This is a genomic window from Streptomyces albidochromogenes, from assembly GCF_005981925.1.
Classification (GTDB): Bacteria; Actinomycetota; Actinomycetes; order Streptomycetales; family Streptomycetaceae; genus Streptomyces; species Streptomyces albidochromogenes.
The window spans coordinates 1-24,407 of sequence record NZ_VBVX01000044.1; the positions used below are offsets into that span (position 1 = coordinate 1).

The following is a 24,407-nucleotide window of genomic DNA, read 5'->3' on the forward strand; positions in this document are numbered from 1 at the left end:
GGGTGGGCCGGTGGTGGCGGACTGGTGCCAGCCTGGCCAGCCCTGCCAGGTGGTCAGCGGCCAGGACGGTTCGGCTGTGTCGCTGTCGCCCGTGCCGACTGCTGGTGCGCTGTTCGGGTTCGGCGTTGTGGGGTGCGGGGTGTTCACCACTTGAGAAACCCGAGCTGGCGGCCCTGGTCTCCGATGCTGCCAGCCGTGCCGGGGCGTTGTGGGCCGCCCATCGTGGTCTCGGCTGAGCCCAGTTCGACTCGACAGCGGACGGTGGCAATCCCAGACTTCGCCCTCACGCGAGACCTGGGCCGGATGGCTTTATTCATGGGTCGCGGAGTCAGTTGTTCACGGGTTTAGGTTCTGGCTCACATTCCGTGGAGTGATTACGGAGAGTCAGATATTCGGGGCCATGCGATGACGGTCTGGATGGGCACGAAGTCGAGGTGAGGTGAGTTCCAGGGCCCGGTTGTCGCGTCCGGCGCTCATGTGGTTGAGCCAGCGTTCGTACCAGTCGAAGAAGTCGGTGGCGGAGGAGACGTTGGGACCCCAAAACCCGTCGCCGTTACCAGTGAGGACGCGGCCAGTGAGGGGACCGGTCACCGCGATGACGCATACGTCAGTGCAGCCCATCTCGATGACGTGGAGGAAGAGATCGCGTCCGTCGGCCCTGGGGTCTGTGCCGTCGAAGCCGCGGGGTGTCCCCGGTTCTGCGCGCGGATTCATGACCATCAGGGAACACCGTTCCAACGGCATGAGGCCGTAGAACGGCGCCGCGCCTGAGCCGCCGATGTGCGTGAGGAACTGTCGATAGGCGTCGGGCAGGACGATGTCGTGTTCAACCTCAAATGCAGCGATGCGTGCTTCCGCCAGCTTCGGACCGAGGATGAACTTGTGTTGCTCTTCCCCGAAGGAATGGCTGCGCAGGGGCTGGAACGGGATCGCGGCCAGCTTGCGACGCATGCGGGGTATGCGGGGATCCATCGTGCTCTTCTCTCATCCCCGTCACCCTATGGGTGGCCGACGTCAGTTGGCCCCGAGAACCCTCTTCCGCAGCAGAGCGAAGCCGGCCCGGTCGAACATCTGGCGTTTGAGCATCTTGATCCGGTTGACGTGTCCTTGGACGGCGCAGGAGTGCCAGGGCAGGGTGAGGCTGGCGATGACGGCATCGAGATCACGGTCGATGCCTGCGGCGAGGGTGTGGAGGCGGGGAGGTCATCTTGCCGGACGGCGTCGAGCCACTGCGGCAGTCGTTCGCCCTGGCGCTTGGTGAGCATCTGGCCGAAGGACCGGACGTGACCGGTGAAGGCATCGAGTTCGGGGCAGAGGACCAGGACGGCTTTGAGCCGAAGGCGGTCGGTCTCCGTCAGGGACTCGGGCCGGCGGAAGATCCATCCGGCGACGACGCGGGGTGACGGCGGCCGAGCTGTTACGGGGGGCCGGGAGAGAGCCGCTTCTCCCGGAAGTAGGCGGAACGCGCTGGTAGCTGCCCCAGCGGCGTAATTCCCTCCCACGCTGTCCAGGCGTTTGTGCAGCCCTGGTTCCAGCGGTCATCCAGATAGGGTTTGAACGCGTCGAGCTACGACGACCACCCCTGCCACTGCCCGTGGAAGAGGTCCTCCGGTGTGGCTGCGTCGGCGAAGAGCTTCACGGTGCGGGATGTCATGTGGAGCTGGCGGCCGATCGCCCTCCGGCTGTGCCCGGAGGCCAGTAGTTCGTGGACGAGGCCTCGGTAGGTCCACACCGACACCGCCGAGGCGTCAGGGCCCGGCGGGTTGCGTGCTTGGCGCGGGTGCGGTCTGCGAAGCGGTGACCGGTGGGCCAGGGCGAGCCGGTCGGTCCTGGACCTTGTCTGGGTCGGGGGCTGGCTGGGCAGGATTGGGGGCCAACCCGCAGGCAGCTCCGGTGGTCGGCGACGCATCGCTCGGCGGCCTCGCTCAGGTTGTGCTAGAGATGCCACCTGTCACGCCACCTGCACCGCCTGGTGTGCCCCGACGGTGGCGCCTTCGGCGAAGGACGGTGCGCGATAGCGGCAGCCCACCTCAATCCCTGGCCGTTTCGCGAGCCAGGCGGCCAGGCTGGATGCCTCCCGGTCGGGCAGCAGGTCCACCGGCCGCCGGCTTTCGACATCGACCAGTAGAGGGCCGGAACCTGCTGGTCGGGCAAGGCCTCGACCAGCCGTAGCACCGTGCTGCGGCTGACGGGCACTCCGAAGACTCTGTCCAGCTGGGCACCGGCCTGGCCGGCGAGCGCGAGGCCGACCGCGGCCAAGGTCGACGGCAGGCGCTCGGTCCGCCTGCCGTAACGACGGGTCAACCCTGACAGCTGTCCCGCGAAGGTCAGCTGTCCGCACGAGATGACCGGGCAGAGGAATCTGCGGACGCGTAAACAGAGTGCGACCCGCCTGCCTCCGCTGGGCACATCGGCGGGAAAGCGCAGGTAGGAGCTGTGCATCCGCCGTGACCAGCCCCCACAGTCGGGGCAGACGCCCCGATCACCGTGCTTTGGGCTTCTATGTGTACCGCCTCGTGGTTCACATCGATCGCACCGCGACATCGGCGATCGACGGGAACAGCGACTCCTCCAGCCGGAGCACCACTTCTTCCACGAGCCGCACTGTCGGCCACACCGCACCCGGTACGGGCCAATACCGGGCAACTTCCCCAAGGCCGACTCGCCCGAGCCCCGTCACTCAACGTGCGTGTTCCACGGAAAGTGAGCCAGAACCCGGGTTTGGGAGGCGCCCTGATCCACGCTGATGTGCACGAGTTTTGGAGTCGCTGCGGTTCCTGCCAGGGCAGACTCGGGATGCTCCTGGCGTCGAGACCGGCACTCGGGTGCTTGGGGTATGGCGGAGGGGCTGCTACATGGCGCCTGCGGCTCGGCTGGGCGGCCAACGCTGCGACGGACGGACAGGAATGGTGCACCCCGGGGCGTGCGGCAAGCGCGTCACCCTGCCCGGGTCAGCCGTCGGCGCGCCCGCGCCCTGCGCGGCCGTCGCCGCGAACCCGGCTTGGACGACCGAATCGTCAGTGCCCGGTCGTGCCTGCGTAGTGCTGCTGCCCCGGCCTGTGATGAGCAACCCGGCGTTGGTCGCCCTGGCGCCTGCCCGTGTCGCTGTTCGAGGTCGATTACCTGATCGTTGAACACGCGGAAATCTGTGTCGATGGGAGTAGACATTGAGTGGTGGTGTGGTTATGGTTTCTCTCGTAGCTCAGAGAGACAGCAGGGCCTGGCAGAGATGAACTGCCGGGCAGTAGTACCCGCAGTACAGGTAGTTGCAGTGCGCAGGACGGTGCGGTGACGGAGTGTCGAAGCCAGGGTTGTTGCAGGACGGCGACGGGACTGGTGACCGGACCGGGCGGCCCGCAGTGATCAGGGGCGGCCGTGAGCAGTACCGCAGTGGCAGTACCCGTAGTAAGTGCAGTTGGCTGTACCCCGCAGTGAAGTTGGTGAGCGGTACCTCGGTGAAGGCGTCGGCTGCGGGCGCGCGCATCGGGAGGTTCGGCAGTGGGGTTCTAAGCCAGAGCAGACGCAGGACGGGCGACGGGGCTGGCTGCCGAAGTGGCGCTGTGAGAGGCCACCAGCAGTACAAGCAGTTCGCAGTATCAGCAGTAGGCAGTTCCCACTTGGTAAGTGAGTAATCCAGAGGAAGAACGGAGGAACCAGGCACCATCAGGATCGCCCGGGCGAACGTCTTGAGCCCGGGTACCGCAGGACATCGATAGTGAGGTGGTCTCCGGTCAAGCAACCGCGATCCCCGCACCCCCGACAGCAACCAGGTCAGGTCTGCGGAAACAGAAGGCCGGCGCAGCATCAGGGCCGGCAGATGGTGTAGCAGTTCCTTCGGGGCCCGGGTGCCAGTACGGCACCCGGGCCCCTCCACGCGTTCCACAGAGAGGTGCGATGACCGCAGACGACACCTACGGCCGCCTTGATGACGACGACTATCCCGCCTACACCATGGGCCGGGCCGCCGACATGCTCGGCACCACCCAGGGCTTCCTCCGCGCCATCGGAGAACACCGCCTCATCACCCCGCTCCGCTCCGCCGGCGGACACCGCCGCTACTCCCGCTACCAGCTGCGCATCGCCGCCCGCGCCCGCGAACTCGTCGACCAGGGCACCCCCATCGAGGCCGCCTGCCGGATCGTCATCCTCGAAGACCAGCTCGAGGAAGCCCAGCGCACCAACGCCGAATACCGCCGCGCCGCCGCATCAGCGAACCCAACGGCCGCAGCTTGAGCCAGGGCGCGGCTGCTGGCCCTCGGCGGGCCTGCGCGCACTCGGTCCAAGACATGACGTGCACTCATTTCCGATGCTGACAGCATGTGCGGACGTGGACCGCCCGTGGCGACTGTCGTGGTTCGGAAGTCCCCGTTGCCCACGCCTCGGTCCGCGATTGATGGTGGGAGTAGCTCCGTCTCGGTGGCAGCTGATTTGGGGTGTGTGACGACCGTTGACCAGCCCGGGGGTGTTGTGAGGGGCAGTGCTCGGTCGGGATATTCGATGGTCGCCGCTTGTTAATGGTGGTCATAATGCCGCGATGGATCCAGTGATGCTTGAGACCGACCGTCTGGTGCTGCGGGCCTTCACACCTGCCGACGTGGATTCGGTGTACGAAGCCTGCCAGGATGAGGACATCCAGTTCTACACCCCCGTGCCGGTGCCGTACCGGCGTGCGGACGCGGAGAAGCTCGTCGGCGAGAAGCTGCCCGCTCAGTGGGCCGAGGACAGGGACTACACCCTCGGCGCGTTCCGCAAGGACACCGGCGCCCTGGTCGGCTCGTACTGCCTGACCCTCATCAGCCGCGGCGTCTGGGAGCTCGGTTACTGGGCGGTCAAGGAACAGCGCGGCCGCGGGTACTCGGTGGAGGCCGCTCGGGCCCTGTGCGACTGGGGCTGGGACACCCTTGACGTCCACCGCATCGAGTGGTGGGCCATGGCCGGGAACACCGGCTCGCGTGCCGTCGCCGAAAAACTCGGCTTCACCGTCGAAGGGACACTACGCAATCGCGGCATCGCCAACGATGGCAAGCCGCACGACTGGTGGGTGGGCGGACTGCTGAGGCCCTGATGCTCGGTCCGGTGCTTGGCCAGCCGCGTTTGCTCCTCTGCAGGGAAGTTCCCAGCTCGGGCCACACCATTGATCATCGGCAGGCAGCCGTCACGTGGCAGTGGCCGCGCGGGTTCTTCGAGTGTGACCAAGAAGTGGGCCCGTGCGGCCTTGCCCCATCCTGCCTTCTGCGGCGTCTCGCGTGCACATCTCGGCTCCTTGATCGAAGAGTTGGCGGATCTGTGGCTCGCCCGGTGCGAGTCGGAGCTTCGTGAGCGCGTGGTGCCGAGCGGCAGCGGGAGGCCGGTGCCGGCCCGAAGCACGACCTGGTCTTCACCGACCGCCTGCTCGTCACCCTGGTCCATCTACGCACTGGGCTCCCGCACGCCGCGCTCGCCGAGCTGTACGGCATCGCCCGCTCCACGATCTCCCGCGCCATCGGGGAGATCCGCCCGTTGCTGGCCGTGCGCGGCTTCGCAGTCCCCGACCACTCCGGCGTGCGACTTCGGACCCTGGCGGACGTGTTCGCCTACGCCGAGGCGGTGGGGATTCGGTTGAGGATCGATGGCGCCGAGACCCAGGTTCGCCGTCCGAAGGCAGGCAGGCCCGGACGGCGGGCCTTCGTCTCCGGCAAGAAGAAGCAGTGCAGCGCGTCCGGCGAGCCGAGCAGCGCGGGCGGCAGGTAACCGGAGCGGACCTTCAGCTCCCAGCCGTGGGTCTGGACCGCGAGGGCGGCCAGGGCGAGGGTGTCGAGCGGCAGCAGCGTGCGCGGCGCGGGATCGGACCCCGCGGACTCCCGGTGTTCGACAAGCCGGGTGGCGAGCGCCTGCTCGAAGGCGGCCTGATCGTCGTCGAGGAGGACGCGCGCGGCGGTGCCAGGGGCGTCCCGACATTGTGCTCGCCGGGGCCCGCTGTGTTCGGTGGGTGCGGTTTAGCCGCAGCAGTCGCAGTCGGGGCGGCACCCACAGGTGTCGCTCTGCTCGGCACTCGCAGGCGACACCGTTGCGGTCGGGGCCGCGCAGCAGCCCTTGCCCTGCCAGGCGTCGCGGCCTTCCTTGATGGCGATGGCGGCGATGACGAGGGCGGCGATGGGGTCGGCCCAGGACCAGCCGAGGGTCGCGTTGAGGACCAGGCCGACGAGCAGCACGGCGGACAGGTAGGTGCACAACAGGGTCTGCTTGGAGTCGGCGACCGCGCTGGCGGAGCCGAGTTCGCGTCCGGCCCGGCGCTGGGCGGCGGACAGGAACGGCATCACCGCGAGGGAGAGGGTGGCGATGACGATGCCAGGAGCGGAGCGTTCAGCCTCGCCAGTGCCAGTGAGCGCGCGGACAGCGTCGATGCTGACGAACGCCGCGAGTGCGAAGAACGACACCGCGATGATCCGCAGCGTCCGCTTCTCCCGCGCCTCTCGGGTGGCGTGGTCAGAGGCGGAGAACTGCCAGGCGACTGCGGCGGCGGAGGAGACTTCGATGATCGAGTCGAGGCCGAAGCCGATCAGGGCGGTGGAGGAGGCGATCGTCCCGGCGGTGATCGCGGCGACCGCCTCGATGACGTTGTAGGTGATGGTGGCCGCGGCCAGCAGCCGTATTAGCCTGGCGAGGACGTCGCGGCGGGCCGGGGAGGGGCCTATGCCGATGGATATCTCGGCGGTCATCAGCAGCAGCCCTTCTGGTCCGCGTCCGCACACGTCTTGTCGGCTTCGACGGCGACCACGGCGGTGCGCAGGTCGTCCAGCGCGTGACCGAGGCGTTCGTCGGCGAGCTCGTAGCGGGTACGCCGGCCCACCGGCACCGCGACGACAAGGCCGCAGTCGCGCAGGCACGCCAGGTGGTTCGACAGTCGGGTCCGGGAGATCTCCAGGGCGTCGGCCAGGTCGGCGGGGTGGGCCGGCGCCGCGCGCAGGGCGAGGAGAATCCGGCAGCGGATCGGGTCGGCGAGGGCGCGGCCGAACCGCGCCAGCACCTCGATGTCAGCAGCGAGAGTCAGCACACCCACGAAAGTACACGGATCACTGAATTCACGGAAGCCTGAACTGTTGGCCCTCTGCACCTTCACAGCGATCCAACTTCGATGGCAATCGGTCCAGATTCCCTGTCACAGGACAGCCGAGCCTGCCTGATGCTCACGGGTCGGTAACGGCGCTCAGTGGAGTGTCACGCCGTCGACTTTCGCCACACCTCTAGCAAGTGACGGGGGATTCCATCCGGTCCCCCGCGCCACCTGCGTGAGGAGCTCCGTCATGACGTACACCAGCAGCGCCCGGCAGCCCGAGCCCGAGACGCGCTCGACCTGGACAAGGGGTACTGAACAGCCCTTGGACGGCCCGGAATCCAGTGCTGCGAACAATTCCAACGTCGGCCCTATCGCCGCAGCTCAGATCGCCCGCCAGGGTGTCTCCCGGCACGCTGACACCTCTCTCCTTCCCTTTGAGGCATCAGCGAAGGGGAAGAGGTCCACTCCAACGGCCGGGAAGGTACGTGCCGATGTGCTGCGGTTGCTGGGGTGCGTGCGGATAGCGACGGTTCGGCAGATGGCTCAGGTGATCACAAAGGAGGAGGCGGATGGCCGATCGTACGTGCGCAGGGCGATGAAGGAATTGGCGGAGCTCGGGCTGGCGGAGACGAACGGCAAGAACGACAAGCACCAGATTTGGAACCTGACTGTGGCAGGGCAGAAGGCTCTGGCCGAAGGCAGTGAACTGCCACCCCGCCCGAAGGCCGGCACCGGAGCGAAGGTCGTTCGAGCCGGCTTCGCCCCTCACGCTGTCGCGGTGACGGACATGATCCTCGCCTACACCGACACGGTCCTGTCCGGGAGCCGTGAGTGCCTGACCGACTGGCAGGTGGAGGTGAACCACGCCATCAGGGAGACCGGCCTCAGCTTCAACACCGACGCCGTCCTCGCCCTGCCGACCAAAACCAGCGAGGTCCGCCTCTTCGAACTCGGCTACGGCACCACGTCCCAGGCCCGCCTCGCCAAGGAGGTCTGGGACTACGAGCGCTACGCCGGGCACCGCGTCTGGGAAGGCGCCCGCGGCACCATCGGCGGGACGTACCCGTTCGGGCAGCGTCACCGCTACACCCGCTCCAAGACTTTCCCGCGGCTGCACGTCGTCCTGGCCGGCAGGGCGGAACACCTTCTCGACAACCGCCTCCAGGCGCTCACCGCCGACGTCCAGGGCATCACCATCGCGGTGTGGGCGAACACCCTGCCCCGGCTTCAGCGAGGTGAGCCCTGGTACGAGATCGGCGTCGACGACCCGCACCGACGTCGCGACCGCTACTCCGAAGCCGTCGGCCGCTGACCGCCACACGGGTGCTGGGCAAGCCCAAAGGGAGCCAGGGCAAGCCGCCTCGTGCACCGGCTTGACCACCCCCGCCGGAGCGGGTCGGGAGGGGACATCGGCCACGGTCGGCCCCGGCTTCCCGGCGACACCGTGGCCCGCCGATGACCGGTCACCGGCTCGTTCGGGAGTCGCACGGGTCGGTCACGTCGCTGACGTGCTCGTTGACCAATCGGGGGCGGCTTTGTTCATGAGAACGGACAGCAGAGGTTCACGACTTCGGGAGGCACCGCTGTCCGGCGCCGTTCGACTGCGGCAGCAGTACTCGCGCCTCAACCTCCGCGGACCATTGCCGTCCTTCCGGCCATCGAACAAGGTTGTGGGAGCTGAGTGCGATCCTGCATGTATGAACCATCTCGGCGACGCGCACCTGCGCACCTGGACGTTGCGCTTTATGGCCCTTCTCGCAGCCGACACCCGTGAACAGCTTGCCTGGCTGGGCGGGCGCGAGCTGGAGACGAAGGACGTCGTTGAAGAGGTGGAGCTCCTCTGCCGCGTCTGCGAAGGACTCGCGGACCGCGGGGCTTTCGAGACCGAGGGTCTGCGCGGTCTTCGGGCCATCAGCCGTCGCCTAGGCGAAATCGATGCCGTCTGCCGCGTCGGCCTCTGGGCCAACACCCTGGCCACAGATCCGGCGTGGGACGACATCCGTGCTCTCGCCCGCCATTTTCTCCTCACGGCGCTGGGCGACTGGCGTCAGCCACTGCCACGCCCCGTGCGCCCGTAAGCGGGCGACCACTGAGTACGTCAAGGCCGCCTGTGCGGCGCTGACGCAGCTGGCGCCGCACACACGAAAACGCAGGGAACGCCGTGGCGACGTTCGGACGGGTGCCGGCAGGTAGGCCGCCGCACGGCGCCTGCCGGACCCCGGCAGCCGCCTCTCGGGTCGAAGCTCAAGCAGCGTTCGAATTCTCGGTGGGCTCTCGTGCCTCCCAAGCCGTGAACATCTGCTGTCCGTTCTGATGAACAAAGCCACCGCCGACCATCCTTGTCGGCGATCCCGATGGCCGCCTCGGCGATCCGGCGCGCGGTGAGCGAGGGCTTCGGACCCCGGCTCGGCAGCTCCTGCTCGCCCCAGAGCGGGGCGAAACTCACATTCGCGCCGGTCTGCTTCTCAGCCGGCTTGGACGACTCCAGCCGGTTCGCCGACCTGGGCTTCCTCGCGGCCACCCTCATCTCTTTCGCCGTCACCTTCAAAGCTTGCCTCCAAGGCGAGGTGCCCTTCGCGTATACGTGGCAGGCTAAACTCATCCCCATAGTTGAACGTGTTCAACTATGGGTGTGGATCCGCGTCCAGTGAAGGTGGCCATGAGTGAAGTAGACCCGCCGTACAGGGTGGTAGAACCACCGGCCAGCGGTGTCAGCGCGTCCTTCTGGCTTGGCCTGTTCTCGATCGCTGGCGTGGGCTGCTGTCTGACGATCGCCCTCGCGCCTTATGCCGGTGCCGTGGGCGTCCTGCTCGGCCTCAGGGACGTATGGATAACCCGCAGGCACCACATCGGCAGGAACCGTGCCCTTCTCGGTTTGGGCTGCTCAGTCGCAACCTGCCTGTTCTGGATCTGGCTGCTCAATGGCACTGACTGGAGTGAGTCGGGCATCAACTGAGGGCCACGGCGCGCCACCTGCACGAGCACTGGCCACCGGACCACACGAGCAGCTCACCGTCGAGGACCAGGCCGTACAGCAGTTGCTTGGCCGCGGCGAACAGGTCGGGAGAGTGCAGCTGGTGAGCTGGCCGCTCGCGCGGCCAGGGGCGAGGGGGAGCCGCCTCCCCGGCAGTCCGGAGTGCGGCCTCGCCGTTCAACGGCTGCGAGGCTCCGGGCGTCCGACAGCCTCCTGGTGGGATCGCCATGCCCGGCCTGACCTGCACGTCTCTCACGTCGGCGCAACGTTCGGACGGCCCGCAAGGACATCGAGTCCAGCGACCGACTGGGGTGCCGCAGATGGGTCATCGAGCGGACCATGTCCTGGCTGACCGGATACCGCCGACTCAACCACCGCTACGAACGCCCCGCCCGCAGACTTTTCTCGGACTCGCCGCCGCCCTCTGCTGCCACGACCGACTTGCCCGACTCGCACCATAGGGCATCGTTCTAGCCCTGTCCCCGGCTCTCTGGAGAGCCGGAGGGGCGATGCCCTCGACGGTGGACCGCGCAGTCCCTCTCGCGTCACTCAGTCCCCAAGTCCCTTGCCGCTGTGGCCGTCCCGACAATGGGCTGAAGGACGCCATGGACGGCGTGCACTTGGAAACCATCCCGTAAACCATTAGGTTAGGCTGGCCTAAGTGGGGTACGGAGCGTGCCCCAGCGGTCATTTTCTGGGGGAGCCGTGTCTCGTTCGAACAGCACACAGCTCAACGGCTACAGCCACCGACGCACGTTTCAGACGCGTCGGAGCACGGAGCCGCATCGCGAATGGCGGCCCTACGTGATGACCGCGCGACCGCAACCGTGTGTGGCCCCGCTCCATTCACCTACGCGCTACTTCGACTCCGTTGCCGACCCCGACCCGAGGCAGAGCCGTGTCCGTTGAGTTGCCGCCGTCCGCCGCCCCGCGATCCGCCTATCCCGTGGACGTGCTCCCCGTGGCGGTCCGTCACCGTCTGCTGGAGTTGGCGCAGACCCAAGTCCCGGTGTCCGCCTACGTTTACGACGGTGCTGTCGCCGCCGAGCGTGCGCGTGAGTTGCGCAGGGCGCTTCCGGAGTGGGCAGCCGTCTACTACGCCGTGAAGGCGAACTCCTTCCCAGGCATCGTCCAGGCGCTGGCACCGCACGTCGACGGCTTCGAGGTCGCTTCCTGCGCGGAGCTCGAGCTCGCGGTATCGGCCAAACCGGCGGCCCGAGACATTCCAGCCCCGGTGGTCGCCGCCGGTCCTGCGAAATCGGTCCCCGTCCTCACCGCCCTGGTCCTGGCCGGAGCCGAGGCGATCAACGCCGAGAGTTTGCTCGAACTGCACCGGATCAGCCGGATAGCCGTCGGTGAAGGTCTCCGCGCCCGAGTGGCGCTCCGCGTCAATCCCGCGACCATCCCCGTCACCGGGTCGCTCCACATGGGAGGCGTCCCCTCCCAGTTCGGGGTGGCCGAACCCGACGTGCCCGGCGTGCTCCGCGAGGCCCTACGGCTGCCCGGCCTGGACCTGATTGGCTTTCACATCCACGCCGCGTCCAACAACTTGGACGCCGAGGCTCATGCCGCGTATCTGCGCTGGTGCGTGGAGTGGAGCGTGAGGACCGCCCGGGACAACGGGATCGACCTGCGCCATATCGACATCGGCGGCGGCATCGGCGTCGCCTTCGAGGGCGAGAAGCCCTTCGACGTCGCCCGCTTCGGCGAACTGGCCGCGGCTGTCGAGGTCCCGGCCGGCGTGAAGGTCGTGCTGGAACCCGGCCGTTTCCTGGTCGCCGATTGCGGCTGGTACGCGGCTGAGGTGACGGACGTGAAGCACTCGTACGGCGAGGCGTTCGTGGTGCTGCGCGGCGGCATCAACCACTTCCAGCTCCCGACATCCTGGGACATCGTCCACAACATGGCGGTGATGCCCATGGAGGACTGGCCCGAGGAATGTCCCCGCCCTGGCGCCGAAGAGACGCGCGTGACGGTCGTCGGAGAGCTCTGCACTCCGGAGGACACCCTGCTGCGCGATGTCCTGGTGGACCGGGTACGCGCCGGTGACCTGGTGGTCTTCCCGTACGCGGGATCCTACGGCTGGGAGTTCGCCATGCACAGCTTCCTCGGCCACCCCGTCGCCGAGCGCCATCTGCTCTGAGGCACGGCAATCCGCTCAGGCCAACACGGCCCTCGGACCCTCGCCGCCACCCGCTCTCGCTTCCTTGCCCTCCTCCCCACTGGAGCCGTACATCATGACCGTGCATCCCGCCGAACGAACCGATGCCGAACGCACCGCAGCTCAGGCCGACGCCATCCTGGAGCGCCAGCGCACGCGGGAGTCCTCGGCCCGCACGTACGCCCGGTCGTTCCCGATCGTTCCGGCCCGCGCCCAGGGCATGACGGTCGAGGGCACCGACGGCCGCCGCTACCTCGACTGCCTCTCCGGAGCCGGCACCCTGGCACTCGGCCACAACCACCCGGTCGTGCTGGAGGCCATTCAGCGGACCATCAGCAGTGGGGCGCCGCTGCATGTCCTTGACCTGGCCACCCCGGAGAAAGACGAGTTCACCGACGCGCTGTTCGCCACGCTGCCCAGCGGCTTCGCGGACAAGGCCCGCATCCACTTCTGCGGGCCCGCAGGGACCGACGCGGTGGAAGCCGCGTTCAAGCTGATGCAGACCGCCACAGGGCGGCGGGGGCTGCTCGCCTTCACCGGCGCGTACCACGGGATGACGGCGGGTGCCCTGGCCGCTTCCGGCGGTGTCACCACCAAGCAGCCGGTGCCGGGGATCGCCGCAGACGTGACCCGGCTGCCCTACCCGTACCCCTACCGCTGCCCGTTCGGGGTCGGGGGGGAGCGCGGTGCGCGGCTGTCCGCTGTGTACACCGAGCGCCTGCTGGACGACCCGAACGGCGGGGTTGTCCCGCCCGCCGCGATGATCCTCGAAGCCGTACAGGGGGAGGGCGGCGCCGTACCGGCCCCGGATGCCTGGCTGCGCGACATGCGTCGCATCACCGCGGAGCGCGACATCCCGCTGATCGTCGACGAGGTACAGACCGGCGTCGGGCGCACGGGCGCCTTCTGGGCCGTGGAGCACAGCGGAATCGTGCCGGACGCGATGGTGATGTCCAAGGCGATCGGCGGAAGCCTGCCGCTGGCGGTACTCGTCTATCACGAGGACTACGACGGCTGGCTGCCCGGCGCCCACACCGGCACCTTCCGCGGCAACACCCTTGCCATGGCGACCGGCACGGCGACCCTGCGGTACGTCGCCAAGGAGGGCCTGGCAGAGCGGGCGGCCGCTGTCGGCGCCCGGATGACGGCGCGGCTCGAAGGGCTGCGGGCAGGACTCCCCGCGATCGGTGACGTGCGCGGGCGGGGTCTGATGATCGGTGTCGAGCTGGTCGACCCCGGGGCCGAGCCTGACTCCTGCGGCGCCCGGCCGGCCGCCCCGCGGGTGGCCGCGCAGGTGCGCGCCGCATGCCTGGAGCGCGGCCTGATCGTGGAGTTGGGAGGTCGCTACGACTCGACGGTCAGGCTGCTGCCACCTCTGATCATCACCGACGAGCAGGTCGAAGCGGTGCTGGACCGGCTGACCGACGCCATCGCCACGGTGACGGCCCCTCAGGTTCCGGGCGTGCGCGCATGACGGGCGAGATACGTGGCCGGGAAACGGCCACCAGTGGACTCGACGTAGCCCTGAAGCCGCACGTCACGGAGACCGGGCCAGGGCCGATGGACGGCGTTCGTACACGCGGCGGCTTGAGCCTCGCCCCTGAACCCCCCTCGGCGGGTACCAGCCCTCTCGGCGAGGCCGTGGCCGAGCTGCTCCGCGACGCCGTACCGTCGGGCAGCCAAGTCCAGAACACCGCCCTGTCCGGAGGCGCGAAAGGCCCTGGCGCACTGGAGCCGCTGTTGCAGGCCGTGCTGGAGGCCCTGGCCAAGGGTGCCGTGCGGCGCGGCGGGCCCGTTCCCTCCGGAACTCCCGAGGAACTGGCAGCGGAGGTCGCGCGGGTCTTCGCCGCGGCGGACGGCGACGACGCCCTGCACCGGCTGACCGAACTCCTGGCGTACGGCAGCGCCGACCCCGCCGACCCGTCCTGCGCCGCGCATCTCCATTGTCCGCCGCTGGCCGTCGCCGTCGCCGCCGATCTCGCGGTCGCCGCGCTCAACCCCTCCCAGGACTCCTGGGACCAGGCGCCCGCCGCCACCGCTGTGGAGACCCTGCTGCTCCAGGAGTTGGCGCAGCTCGTCGGGTACGACCCGGTGGAGGCGGCCGGAGTGCTCACCTCGGGCGGCACCGAGTCCAACCTCATGGGTCTGATGCTGGCCCGTGACCGGGTACTGGGCCGCGTGACCGAGCGCCAGATCGAGCTGAGCGGAGTACCGGGCACCGGGCCGCGTCCGCGGATCTTCGCCTCCGCCGCCGCGCACTTCTCGGTTCAGCGCTCGGCCGCTCTGCTGGGTCTCGGGGAGGACGCGGTCGTCCCCGTACCGGTCGACCGCGAGCTACGGATGAAGCCCGAGGCGCTGGCGTCGGCTCTCCGCGACTGCGTCGCGCGCGGTGAGCTGCCGGTGGCCGTCGTCGCCACTGCCGGCACCACCGACACCGGTGCGGTCGACCCGCTGCGCACCTGCGCGGCGCTGGCCGCCGAGTACGGCGCCTGGCTGCACGTGGACGCCGCCTACGGCGGCGGCGCACTGCTGTCCGACGAGCTGGCGCCGCTGGTCGGCGGTATCGCGCGGGCCGACTCCGTATCCCTGGACTGGCACAAGCTGGGCTGGCAGCCGGTCGCCGCGGGCATCTTCCTGGTCCGGCGGGCGGAAACCTACGCCTCCCTCGCACGACGGGCCGTGTACCTCAACCCGCAGGACGACGAGGAGGCGGGCTACCCCAGCCTCCTCGGCCTCTCGCTGCGCACCACGCGCCGCGCCGACGCCTTCAAGATCGCCGTCACGCTGCGCACCTTGGGCCGCGATGGCCTGGGCCGACTCGTGGATGCCTGCCACGCCCTGGCGCGTGGCGGTGCGGAGGCCGTACGTGCGCATCCCCGGCTGGAGTTGCACGCCGATCCCATCCTGACAGCGTTTCTCTTCCGCTACGTGCCCGAGGGCGCTGACCCCGCGTACACCGACAGAGTGAACGCGGCGCTGCGGCGCAGGCTGCTGCGCGAGGGCCGGGCGGTCGTCGGTCGCACCGAGCTCCCGGGTGAAGGGCCGGGCCGGGTCCGACTGAAGCTGACGCTGCTCAACCCGCACACCACCCCGGCCGAGGTGGAGCGACTGCTGCACACAGTCGCCGCAGCGGGCCAGGCCGAGGAGGACAACCAGTGAACCGGCCCGACGACGCCCGTACGGCGACGCCCATGGTCGAATGGCCCCCACCCGCCGGCGTACGTCCAGAGGGCGCCACACCGGCGTTCTCCGACGGACTGCCGTCCGCACCCGGCGCGCGGGGCGGGGCCGCTGAGGCGACGTCTCACAGGCAACGCTCGATCGGCCCGGACCCGCTCGACGACGCCGACCCACTCCGCGCCGGAGACGCTGCTGCGATGGAGACGCTGCTGCGCGCCTACGTACGGGAGACCGGCACCGACGTGCCCTCGACCGGGCAGGCACTTCTGATCGACCTGCCCGCCAGCCGGCTCACCCTGCGGGTGCCTGTGCGCTACCGGTCGGCCACCGGCTGGCATCGCTTCGGCGCGCCCACCGTGGGCGCAGCCGACGACGGCGACAGCGAGGGCCTCCCGGCCGACGCGGCATTGGTGGCGGCGGCGCTGATCCGGCAGACCACACTGGGTCGCGGTGTGCTCCCGCACCACGGGGGCGACGCCGCCGCCCGGGTGCTCAACTCCGCCCGGCGCACCGCCACGCACATCGCCCACCGGCGCGCCGAGGGCGGGCATCGGCAGGGGCTGACGCCGTTCCTCGACAGCGAGCAGGCGCTGCTTCTGGGCCATCCGTTCCATCCCGCGCCCAAGAGCCGCGAGGAGGCGTCGGAGGCGGAGCTGGAGGCGTACTCGCCCGAGCTGCGTGGCGCTTTCCCGTTGCACTGGTTCGCCGCCCACCCGGACGTCGTCGTGGGCGAGAGCGCGGACGGCCGTTCGCCCGCAGAGCTGCTGCGTCCGCTCGCCACCGGCCTGAACTTGCCCGACGGCATGGTCGCCGTGCCCGCGCATCCCTGGCAGGCCCGGGACGTGCTGTCCCGTCCAGAAGTCGGCGCGCTCGTCGACGCCGGTCTGCTCCGTCCGCTCGGTGCGGCCGGCCCCGACTGGTACCCCACGTCCTCCGTGCGCACCGTGCAGCGTCCGGACGCCGAGGTGATGCTCAAGCTGTCGCTCGGAATGCGGATCACCAATTCCCGGCGGAACAACCTGCGCAGCGAGATGCGCCTCGGCGTGCGGGCCACGCAGTTGCTGGCCGCGGGCCCGGGGGACTGGCTCCGTGCCGAGCATCCGGAGTTCGGCATCCTGCGCGAGTTCGCCTGGGTTTCGGTCGGCACCGACGGTCCGGAAACGGGCCTGGAGACCGCGATCCGTGACAACCCCTTCCGGGGCGGCGGCGACGGCGCGCCCGAAGGGCTGTGCGTGGCGGGGCTGCTGGCCGAGCGGACCGGGCCGGGTGACGGCACTCCGCCGCGGCACCGTGGCTTGCTGTGTGAGGCGGTCGAGCGCGCCGCTCGTGCACTGGGTGTCCCGGTGTCCGAGGCATCGGAGCGTTGGCTGGCCCGCTATCTGGATGTACTGATCGTTCCTCTGATCCGCCTTCAGGCGAAATACGGCATTGCCCTGGAGCCGCATCACCAGAACACCCTGGTGGCCCTCGACGCTCATGGACTGCCCCGCGCGGGCTGGTACCGGGACAGCCAGGGCTACTATCTGGCCGCTTCCCGCGCCGCCGAAATCGAGCGGCTTCTGCCGGGAGCCACGGAGGGCGTCGAGCTCGTGTTCGACGACGCCTTCATCGACGAGCGAGTGGCGTACTACCTCGGCATCAACAACCTGCTCGGCCTCGTCGGAGCGTTCGGCGCGCTCGGACTGGCCGACGAGAGCCACCTGCTGCGCGTACTGCGCACCGCCCTTGAGCGGCTGCGCACGGCCGAGCCCACCGCCAAGGGGTTGCTCGACCTCCTGCTCGACGCACCCGTACTGCGCTGCAAGGGCAACTACCTGACCTGCGTGGACGGACTCGACGAACTCGTCGGCGACGTTCACACCCAGTCCGTCTACATCGATCTCCCCAACCCCCTCACGGAGGCCCAGCGGTGACCGCTCTCTCGACTTCTGACGACCGGAATCTCCTCTACGATCTGGTCGGCGTCGGAATCGGCCCGTTCAACCTGTCCCTGGCCGCGCTGGCGGACGGGGTATCCGGCTTCCGGTCGCTCTTCCTGGATGCCAAGCCGGCGTTCTCCTGGCATCCGGGCCTGCTGATGGAAGGAACGACACTTCAGGTGCCGTTCCTCGCGGACCTGGTGACGATGGCCGACCCGACGAGCCCGTGGTCGTATCTGAACTACCTCCGCTCCCACGAGCGGATGTTCAAGTTCTTCTTCTCCGAGCGCTTCCACATTCCGCGCCGTGAGTACGACCACTACTGCCGCTGGGTCGCCGAGCGGCTGCCCTCCTGCCGCTTCGACGCCCAGGTCACCTCGCTGGAGTGGGACGAGAACGCGGACGCGTTCGCCGTCGTACACCGCTCCGCCTCCGGCGCCGAGACCCGCGTCCTGGCCCGCCAGGTCGTGCTCGGCGTGGGCACCAACCCCGTCGTCCCCGAGCCGCTGCGCCCGCTGCTGACCGACGCCCACGCCGGCCGCGTGCTGCACAGCGCCGACTACCGCACCCACCGAGCCCGGCTCGCCGCCACCGACGACGTCACGGTCATCGGCTCGGGGCAGTCCGGCGCCGAGGTCGCGCTCGACCTGCTCCGCCACCAGGACGGCAACGGGCAGGGCGGCCCGTACGTCCGCTGGCTGGCCCGCACCACGGCCTTCGCGCCGATGGAGTACTCGAAGATCGGCCTGGAGCACTTCACCCCGGACTACATCCGCTACTTCCGCGAGCTCCCCGAGGTAACGCGCGAGCGGCTGGTGCGGGAGCAGTGGCAGCTCTACAAGGGCGTGAGCGAGGAGACGCTGGGGGAGATCTACGACGAGCTGTACGAGCGCACCATCGGCGGCGGCGAACCGCGCGCCACCCTGCAGCCTGGCGCGGAGATCGTCGCGGCGCAGGCCGACGGCGAGGGGTACCTGCTCACCTGCCGCACTCAGCAGCAGGACTCTCTCTTCGAGGTGCGGACTTCCGCCGTCGTCTCCGCAACCGGCTACACCGCTTCCCGTCCGGTGTTCCTGGAGTCGATGGGCGACCTCGTCGACTGGGACGACAGGGGCCGCTACCAGATCGACGGGGAGTACCGGGTCGCGCTCGACCCACGCGTCTCCGGCACGCTCTACGTGCAGAACGCCGAGATGCACACACACGGTGTCGGCGCCCCCGACCTCACCCTCGGCGCCTGGCGCGCCGCGACCATCCTCAACGCCGCCGCAGGACGCAGCGTACTGCCCGTGGCCCCGCGGCAGGCGTTCACGACCTTCGGCGCACCCCAGTCGCCGACATCCGCCGAGCCTGCGACGGCGGTCCCGGACGTGGCTGCGGCGACACCATCCGGTACGCCGCGATGACGGTCGCGCAGAAGACCGCCTCGGCATCGGGTGGCGCGGCGCGCCACGCCAAAACGGTGCTCATATCCGTTATCGGCCTTCACCTGGTGGCCGAGACCGCGCTGACGCCTTTCCTTCCGCAGTTGTTCGAGCGGCTGTACGGCATCGAGGATCCGGGAGCGACCGGGCTGTACATCTGGATCTGCCGCATCGCCGGGCTCGCCGCCCTGCCTCTGTGGGGGCTGGCGGCCCGGCGCTGGCCGCTGCACAAACTGGTGCTGGCCGGGCTGTGCGGGTCCGCCGTTCTCGACCTGCTCCTGGGCATGGCACCCAGCTATGCCGCGTACACGGTGCTGTCGACGCTCATCGTGATGACCAACAGCGCCCTGCTGCTGGCTTATCCCGCCTTCATAGCCGAGCACGGTGACGAGTCGGAGGGTGGCGAGCGGGCCCGGCTGGCCGGCGTATGCACGCTGGTGGTCGTCTTCCATATGTCCGTCGTGGTCTCGACGATGGTGGGCGCCGGAGTCCTCGCGCTTCCGGAACCCCGCATCGGCATCTCGGCGTTCGCGGTCCTGGACGCGCTGCTGGCCGTGCTCACGTACCGCATCCTGGGCAAGCGGCCCGACGTGAAGGCCGCCGAAGCGGTCGCATCCGCCACGGACGGCTCCACGGCCGCCGACGACCGGGACACCGACGGCGCGTCGGTCACGGCGCCCGCATCGCCCGGTCCCACTGTGCGCGGGCCGTCGAGCCGCCTCACCTGGTTCACCATGCTCGCTTATGCCGCGCTGATCGGAGTCACCTTCGACTTCTCGGTCAATGTCGCTCGGCCCTTCTTCACCGAGTTCTCCGACAGCCTCGGCAGCGGTTCGGTTGGGTCCGCCGTGCTGTTCTTCCTGCCGAGCGTCTCCGCGCTGGCCGTGCTTCCCCTGGTACGCCGCTGCCACGACCGGTTTGGTGAGCGACTGCTGCCACTCGCGCTGGCCGTGGGCGCGGCCGGGATGGCCTGGTCGTGGCTGGCCGACTCGCTGCCAGGACTCGCCGGCGGCCGGCTGCTGTACGGCGTCGGGCTCGGCCTCGGCCAGGTCGCCATCGAGCTGCGGATGTTCCGTGCGACCGGCACCAAGGGGCCGGCGTTCACCGCGGTGGAGACGGTCCGGTCCGCCGGTCTGCTGGCCGCGCCGCTGGCCGCCACGGCTGCCGTCTCCTACGACCTGGCGCTGCCGCTCGCCGTCGCCGCGGCGGTGCAGCTCTGCGCCGTCGCCCTGTCCGTGCGGCGCTTTCGAAACGCAGCCCCGGAAGCCGGCGTGCGGCGGACGGGGCGGATTTCGCCCGCCCCGGACGTGCCCGCGGCGGACCGCGACGATGCGCCGAAGCCGCAGGACGGCGTGACGACGAGCACCGATCCCGTACCCGTGCGGCTCAACGCCGGGGACCGCACACCCTCCCTCATGGCCCCAGCCTCCCCCGCGTACTCCGAGGAGAACCACCGATGAACCGCACCACTCGTGACGCCTGGGCCCAGGCCGGCCGACGACTACTCGTCAAGGCCTTGGAGGAGTTCGCGTACGAGGAACTGCTCGTCCCCGGGCCCGACCCGTCGGGCGACACTCCGGACGCGTACCGGCTCGACCTCGCCGACGGAATCCACTGGACCTTCCGGGCAACACGCGGCACCTTCGGCACTTGGCGGCTCGTTCCCGACACCCTTCAGCGGCACCCCGCCCCGGCCGACGGCAGCGTGGCCGGCCCTGAGCAGCTGTTGCTCGACTCCCGCCCGGTCCTCGGCTGGGACGGGCCGACCACCGCCGAGGTACTGCGCGAACTCACGGCCACCCGGCGGGCGGAGGCCGAGGTCATCTCCCGCGCCCTGCCCGCCGCCGAACTGGCCGACCTGAACCACCTCGACCTGGAGGCACATCAGGACGGCCACCCCTGCATGCTGCTCAACAAGGGGCGGCTGGGCTTCTCAGCCTCCGACGCCGCCGCCTACGCCCCCGAGGCCGCCGGTTCCGTGCACCTGCTCTGGGCCGGGGTCCACAACAGCCTCGCCTCCTACTCAGGGGTCCCCGGTCTCGACGTCGACACCCTTCTGGCCGAGGAGCTCGCCGAGGACACACGCAAGCAGTTCGAGGCGACGCTCCAGGAGACTTGCGCCGAAACCGGCTATGCCCCAGCCGATTTCCGCTGGCTGCCGGTACACCCCTTCCACTGGGACGAGGCCGTAGCGACCCTCTTTGCCCCCTACCTCGCCGACGGCCGCATCGTGCCACTCGGCGAAGGCCCGGACCGCTACCGGCCGCTTCAGTCCATCCGCACCCTGGCGAATCTGGACCACCCGCACCGCCGCAACGTGAAGGTGCCGCTGCTCATCCGTAACACCCTTGTGTGGCGCGGCCTTTCCACGAAGCCCACCGAGGCCGCACCCGATGTGAGCGCCTGGCTGCATGCCGTCCGCGACGCCGACCCGTACCTCCGCGACGAGCTGCGCTTCCACCCGCTCGGCGAGGTGGCGGGCGTGGCCGTGCACCACCCGCTGTACGAGTCGGTGAAGGACGCCCCGTACCGCTACCACGAGCTCCTCGGCGCGGTCTGGCGTGAGCCGGTCGCGGCGCTGCTGCGCGACGGCGAGCAGGCCCGCACCATGGCCGCACTGCTCAAGACCGGATCCGACGGCCGCGCCCTTGTGAGGGAACTGGTGGACAGGTCCGGGCTGTCCCCGCATGCATGGCTGGAGCAGTTCTTCCGCGCTCTGCTGCCCGGCCTGCTGCACTACCTCTACCGGTACGGCGTGGCGTACTGCCCGCACGGCGAGAACACGGTCGTTCTCTACGACGCCGCCGACATCCCCATCGGCATCGCGGTCAAGGACTTCGCCGAAGACGTCAACCTGCTGCCCGGCAGTCACCCGGAGTACGCCGGCCTCTCCGAGCGTGCTGACTCGCTGCTGCTGCGCTGGCCCCCCGGCGAGCTGGCCCACTCTCTGCTCAGCGCCGTCTTCGCCGGTCACTTCCGGTTCTTCGCCCCCCTGGCCGCCGAGCATCTCGGCGTACCGGAGCAGGAGTTCTGGGCCATGGTCCGTGCCGAGATCGAGCGCTACCACGCCCGCTTCCCCGAACTGGCTCGCCGGTTCGACGACTTCGGCCTGCTCGCCGCGGAATTCGACCGGGTGGCACTCAACCGTGAACAGCTGCTCGGCGGTGGCTTTCACGACCGCGCCGAGAAGGACGAAGGCTTCGACATAGTCCACGGCACCCTCGCAAACCCCCTCGCCACCGCGACCGCTGTCTCTCAGGAACCGCGGGACCCTCAGGAACTCCAGGAGCAGATATGACCGACTCGCCGTACGAGCGACTGCGCGCCGAAGCAGAGGAGGGGCACGTCGAGGAAGTCATCGTCAGCGTCCCGGACCTCCAGGGCAGGCTCCAGGGCAGTCGCCTGTCCGTGCCCTACTTCCTGGATGAGGCGGCCGAGCAGGGCTTCGGCGCCTGCGTCTATCTCCTCGCGTCCGACGTCGAGATGGGCACCGGATCCGGATACGCCATCGACGCCTGGCAGAGCGGCTTCGGTGACTTCGTCCTCCGCCCCGACCCGGCCACGCTGCGCAGCCTCCCCTGGGACCCGGGCACCGCTCTCGTCCTCGCCGACGCCGTCTGGCCGAGCGGCGAGCCGGTCGACGTAGCCCCGCGTCAGATACTGCGGACCCAGCTCGACCGGCTCGCCGAGCGCGGACTGACCGCCTTCGCGGGCACCGAGCTGGAGTTCCTGATCTTCAACGAGTCGTACCGCCAGGCGTGGGACCGCCGCTACCAGGACCTGGAGACGGCCACCACCTACAACGTCGACTACTCCCTTCAGGGCCTGGCCGAGATCGAGCCGGTGGTCCGCCGCATCCGCCGGGAGATGGTGCGCGCCGGGCTCAACATGGAGACTGCCAGGGGAGAGTGCCACGCCGGCCAGTACGAGATCGTCTTCCGCTACGACGAGGCGATGACGACCTGCGACAACCACGTCGTCTTCAAGAACGGCGCGAAGCAGATCGCCGCACAGGAGGGCGTCGCGCTCACCTTCATGCCCAAGTACGACGAGGGGGAGGGCAACTCCTGCCACATCCACCTGTCGTTGCGCGGCACGGACGGTTCAGCGGTCCTTGCCGACCCGGCGGCGGAGGACGGCATGTCCGAGCTGATGCGCCACTTCGTCGCGGGTCAGCTTGCCTGCCTCGCCGACTTCGCGCTGCTGATGGCGCCGAACATCAACTCGTACAAGCGCCTCCAGCCGGGTGCTTTCGCTCCCACCGGCATCACCTGGGGCCAGGACAATCGCACCTGCCCGGTCCGCGTCGTGGGCTCCGGCCACTCGCTGCGGATCGAGCACCGGGTGCCCGGCGGGGACGCCAACCCGTATCTCGCCGTCGCTGCCGCGGTGGCCGCCGGCCTGTACGGCATCGAGAACGGCCTCGACCTCCCAGCGCCGCACACCGCCAACGCACTGGCCGATCCGTCGGTGCCGCGGCTGCCCGCCACGCTCACCGAGGCCCTGCACCGGTGGGAGAACAGCGATATCGCCGCCAAGGTCTTCGGCGAAGCGGTCGTCGGCCACTACGCGCAGGCCGCCCGCACAGAGCTGGCGGCCTTCGAGACGGCGGTCACCGACTGGGAGCGGGTCCGGGGCTTCGAGCGCCTGTGACGCCCTGAGCATGTGCTACGACTGCGGCCCTGCCCACGGATGTCCGTGGCCAGGGCCGCAGTCATGGTGCGTGGTACCGCTGTTACGAGAGGTTCTTCTTCATCTCGTCCAGGATCTGGCCGGCGCCGGTGTAACCGATGCCGAGCATCCACAGGCTGTCGTCGACCTTGAACGCCTTCTTGTTCTTCACGCCGTCCAGCTTCTTCCACAGCTTGCCGCCGGTGACGCTGGTCTCCTTGGCCTTCGCCGGGTCACCGTAGGTGGAGTAGAAGATGACGTCGGAGTTGCCCTCGCTGATCCGCTCGGGGCTGATGTCGAGGGAGAACCCGGTCTTGTCCACGTTCGCGGGGCGGCCGACCTTCAGGTCCTTGAGGATGCTGCCGACGAACGTGTCGTTCATGTACAGGCGGGTGTCCGCGCCTTCGATGAAACGCACGAACCCGACCTTCGTCCTGGCGGCCTTGTCCGCGCCCCCCAGTGCACCGGTCACCTCGGTGACATGCTTCTCGTAATCGGCGACGACCTTCTTCGCTTCGTCCTTCTTGCCCAGCACATCGGCGTGCAGCTCGAAGTTCTTCCGCCAGTCGGGGCCGGTCGTCTCGGTGAAGACGGTCGGCGCGATCTTCGACAGCTCCTTGTAGCTCTTCTCGTCACGCGCCTTGCTGCTGATGATCAGGTCCGGGTTCAGCCCGTCGATCGCCTCGAGGTTGGGTTCCATGATGAGCCCGACCGCCTTGATTCCCTTGACCTTGTCCTCAGGGAGGTAGGTGGAAATCGGCGCACCCGCTTCGGCGGTGACGGCGCCGACCGGCTTGACGCCGAGGGTGATGGCCGAGTCCAGGGCGTCGGTGTCCAGGACGACCACGCGCTTGGGGCTGTCGGAGACCTCCACCTTGCCCATGGCGGTCGTCACGGTGTGCTTTCCGCCCCCGGCGGCTGACTTGGCGTCTTCCTTCTCGGACCCGCATGCGGTGGCGCTGACGGCGAGCGCGGCAACTACAGCGACAGCTGCGGCGCGACGGGTGATGGATGGGGTCATGAGGGTAAAGCCTTTCGTCGC

Annotated in this window: 20 protein-coding genes and 3 pseudogenes; 16 read left to right on the forward strand and 7 right to left on the reverse strand. The window is 69.3% G+C overall.

The annotated features are described in order from the left end of the window. Positions 1-384 precede the first annotated feature (384 nt). Entirely contained in the window at positions 385-972 is a 588-nt protein-coding gene (locus E2E34_RS08770; protein ID WP_138901353.1) for an SMI1/KNR4 family protein, read from the reverse strand. Positions 973-1,208: 236 nt separating this feature from the next. On the opposite strand from E2E34_RS08770, the gene E2E34_RS08775 reads away from it, so the two are divergent. Next, a complete protein-coding gene (locus E2E34_RS08775) occupies positions 1,209-1,403 on the forward strand; it encodes a hypothetical protein (protein ID WP_244315578.1) in 195 nt (64 codons plus the stop codon). Positions 1,404-1,567: 164 nt separating this feature from the next. Here E2E34_RS08775 and E2E34_RS35345 read toward each other — a convergent pair whose 3' ends face one another. After that, complete coding sequence (locus tag E2E34_RS35345) at positions 1,568-1,732, reverse strand: hypothetical protein (RefSeq protein ID WP_167518249.1); 165 nt, start codon at positions 1,730-1,732, stop codon at positions 1,568-1,570. Between the two features lie 203 nt (positions 1,733-1,935). After that, on the reverse strand, positions 1,936-2,544 hold the full coding sequence (locus tag E2E34_RS08780) for a transposase family protein (RefSeq protein ID WP_138901355.1): 609 nt from the start codon (positions 2,542-2,544) through the stop codon (positions 1,936-1,938). 1,350 nt (positions 2,545-3,894) lie between these two features. Between E2E34_RS08780 and E2E34_RS08785 the strand changes: the two genes are divergently transcribed. The 3 genes and pseudogenes from E2E34_RS08785 to E2E34_RS36305 form a co-directional block, all read left to right on the forward strand. Continuing rightward, positions 3,895-4,233 carry a MerR family transcriptional regulator gene (locus E2E34_RS08785; RefSeq protein WP_138901356.1) on the forward strand — a complete coding sequence of 113 codons (339 nt, stop codon included), beginning with the start codon at positions 3,895-3,897 and terminating at the stop codon, positions 4,231-4,233. Positions 4,234-4,546: 313 nt separating this feature from the next. Then, entirely contained in the window at positions 4,547-5,065 is a 519-nt protein-coding gene (locus tag E2E34_RS08790; RefSeq protein ID WP_244315579.1) for a GNAT family N-acetyltransferase, read from the forward strand. A 123-nt stretch (positions 5,066-5,188) separates the two neighbouring features. After that, positions 5,189-5,688, forward strand: a pseudogene (locus E2E34_RS36305) (helix-turn-helix domain-containing protein); the annotation flags it as partial. Here E2E34_RS36305 and E2E34_RS08800 read toward each other — a convergent pair. The 3 genes and pseudogenes from E2E34_RS08800 to E2E34_RS08810 all read right to left on the reverse strand — a co-directional run. Continuing rightward, positions 5,574-5,909: pseudogene (locus E2E34_RS08800) on the reverse strand (Imm49 family immunity protein); the annotation flags it as partial. The pseudogenes E2E34_RS36305 and E2E34_RS08800 sit on opposite strands and share 115 nt — an antisense overlap. A 66-nt stretch (positions 5,910-5,975) precedes the next feature. Next, positions 5,976-6,698, reverse strand: coding sequence for a cation efflux transmembrane domain-containing protein (locus E2E34_RS08805; protein WP_138901358.1), 723 nt, complete (start codon positions 6,696-6,698; stop codon positions 5,976-5,978). Then, positions 6,698-7,033, reverse strand: coding sequence for an ArsR/SmtB family transcription factor (locus tag E2E34_RS08810; protein WP_138901359.1), 336 nt, complete (start codon positions 7,031-7,033; stop codon positions 6,698-6,700). Before E2E34_RS08810 ends, E2E34_RS08805 begins: the two co-directional genes overlap by 1 nt. Positions 7,034-7,283: 250 nt before the next feature. Here E2E34_RS08810 and E2E34_RS08815 point away from each other — a divergent pair, with 250 nt between their 5' ends. From E2E34_RS08815 to E2E34_RS08870, 12 genes and pseudogenes are all read left to right on the forward strand, one after another. Next, entirely contained in the window at positions 7,284-8,348 is a 1,065-nt protein-coding gene (locus E2E34_RS08815; RefSeq protein WP_138901360.1) for a replication-relaxation family protein, read from the forward strand. Positions 8,349-8,733: 385 nt separating this feature from the next. Then, on the forward strand, positions 8,734-9,114 hold the full coding sequence (locus tag E2E34_RS08820) for a hypothetical protein (RefSeq protein ID WP_138901361.1): 381 nt from the start codon (positions 8,734-8,736) through the stop codon (positions 9,112-9,114). Positions 9,115-9,695: 581 nt separating this feature from the next. Continuing rightward, positions 9,696-9,992, forward strand: coding sequence for a hypothetical protein (locus E2E34_RS08825; protein ID WP_138901362.1), 297 nt, complete (start codon positions 9,696-9,698; stop codon positions 9,990-9,992). Positions 9,993-10,265: 273 nt separating this feature from the next. After that, positions 10,266-10,471: pseudogene (locus E2E34_RS08830) on the forward strand (transposase); the annotation flags it as partial. 548 nt (positions 10,472-11,019) lie between these two features. Beyond that, positions 11,020-12,153, forward strand: coding sequence for a type III PLP-dependent enzyme domain-containing protein (locus E2E34_RS08835; protein ID WP_208765183.1), 1,134 nt, complete (start codon positions 11,020-11,022; stop codon positions 12,151-12,153). A 94-nt stretch (positions 12,154-12,247) separates the two neighbouring features. Beyond that, entirely contained in the window at positions 12,248-13,645 is a 1,398-nt protein-coding gene (locus E2E34_RS08840) for a diaminobutyrate--2-oxoglutarate transaminase (RefSeq protein WP_138901363.1), read from the forward strand. 113 nt (positions 13,646-13,758) lie between these two features. Beyond that, positions 13,759-15,330, forward strand: coding sequence for a pyridoxal phosphate-dependent decarboxylase family protein (locus E2E34_RS08845; RefSeq protein WP_341870211.1), 1,572 nt, complete (start codon positions 13,759-13,761; stop codon positions 15,328-15,330). Then, a complete protein-coding gene (locus tag E2E34_RS08850) occupies positions 15,327-17,264 on the forward strand; it encodes an IucA/IucC family protein (protein WP_208765184.1) in 1,938 nt (645 codons plus the stop codon). The genes E2E34_RS08845 and E2E34_RS08850 overlap by 4 nt, the downstream gene beginning before the upstream one ends. Beyond that, positions 17,261-18,676, forward strand: a complete 1,416-nt coding sequence (locus E2E34_RS08855; RefSeq protein WP_138901364.1) for a lysine N(6)-hydroxylase/L-ornithine N(5)-oxygenase family protein — start codon at positions 17,261-17,263, stop codon at positions 18,674-18,676. The genes E2E34_RS08850 and E2E34_RS08855 overlap by 4 nt, the downstream gene beginning before the upstream one ends. Before the next feature lie 56 nt (positions 18,677-18,732). Continuing rightward, the gene (locus E2E34_RS08860; RefSeq protein WP_138901365.1) at positions 18,733-20,154 is read left to right on the forward strand and encodes an MFS transporter; all 1,422 of its coding nucleotides are present in this window, start codon (positions 18,733-18,735) and stop codon (positions 20,152-20,154) included. Continuing rightward, a complete protein-coding gene (locus tag E2E34_RS08865; protein WP_138901366.1) occupies positions 20,151-21,992 on the forward strand; it encodes an IucA/IucC family protein in 1,842 nt (613 codons plus the stop codon). Before E2E34_RS08860 ends, E2E34_RS08865 begins: the two co-directional genes overlap by 4 nt. After that, positions 21,989-23,347, forward strand: coding sequence for a glutamine synthetase family protein (locus E2E34_RS08870; RefSeq protein ID WP_138901367.1), 1,359 nt, complete (start codon positions 21,989-21,991; stop codon positions 23,345-23,347). Before E2E34_RS08865 ends, E2E34_RS08870 begins: the two co-directional genes overlap by 4 nt. Before the next feature lie 82 nt (positions 23,348-23,429). Here E2E34_RS08870 and E2E34_RS08875 read toward each other — a convergent pair whose 3' ends face one another. Further along, positions 23,430-24,386 (reverse strand): ABC transporter substrate-binding protein, encoded by a 957-nt coding sequence (locus tag E2E34_RS08875; protein WP_138901368.1) that lies wholly within the window; start codon positions 24,384-24,386, stop codon positions 23,430-23,432. Between the last annotated feature and the right edge of the window lie 21 nt (positions 24,387-24,407).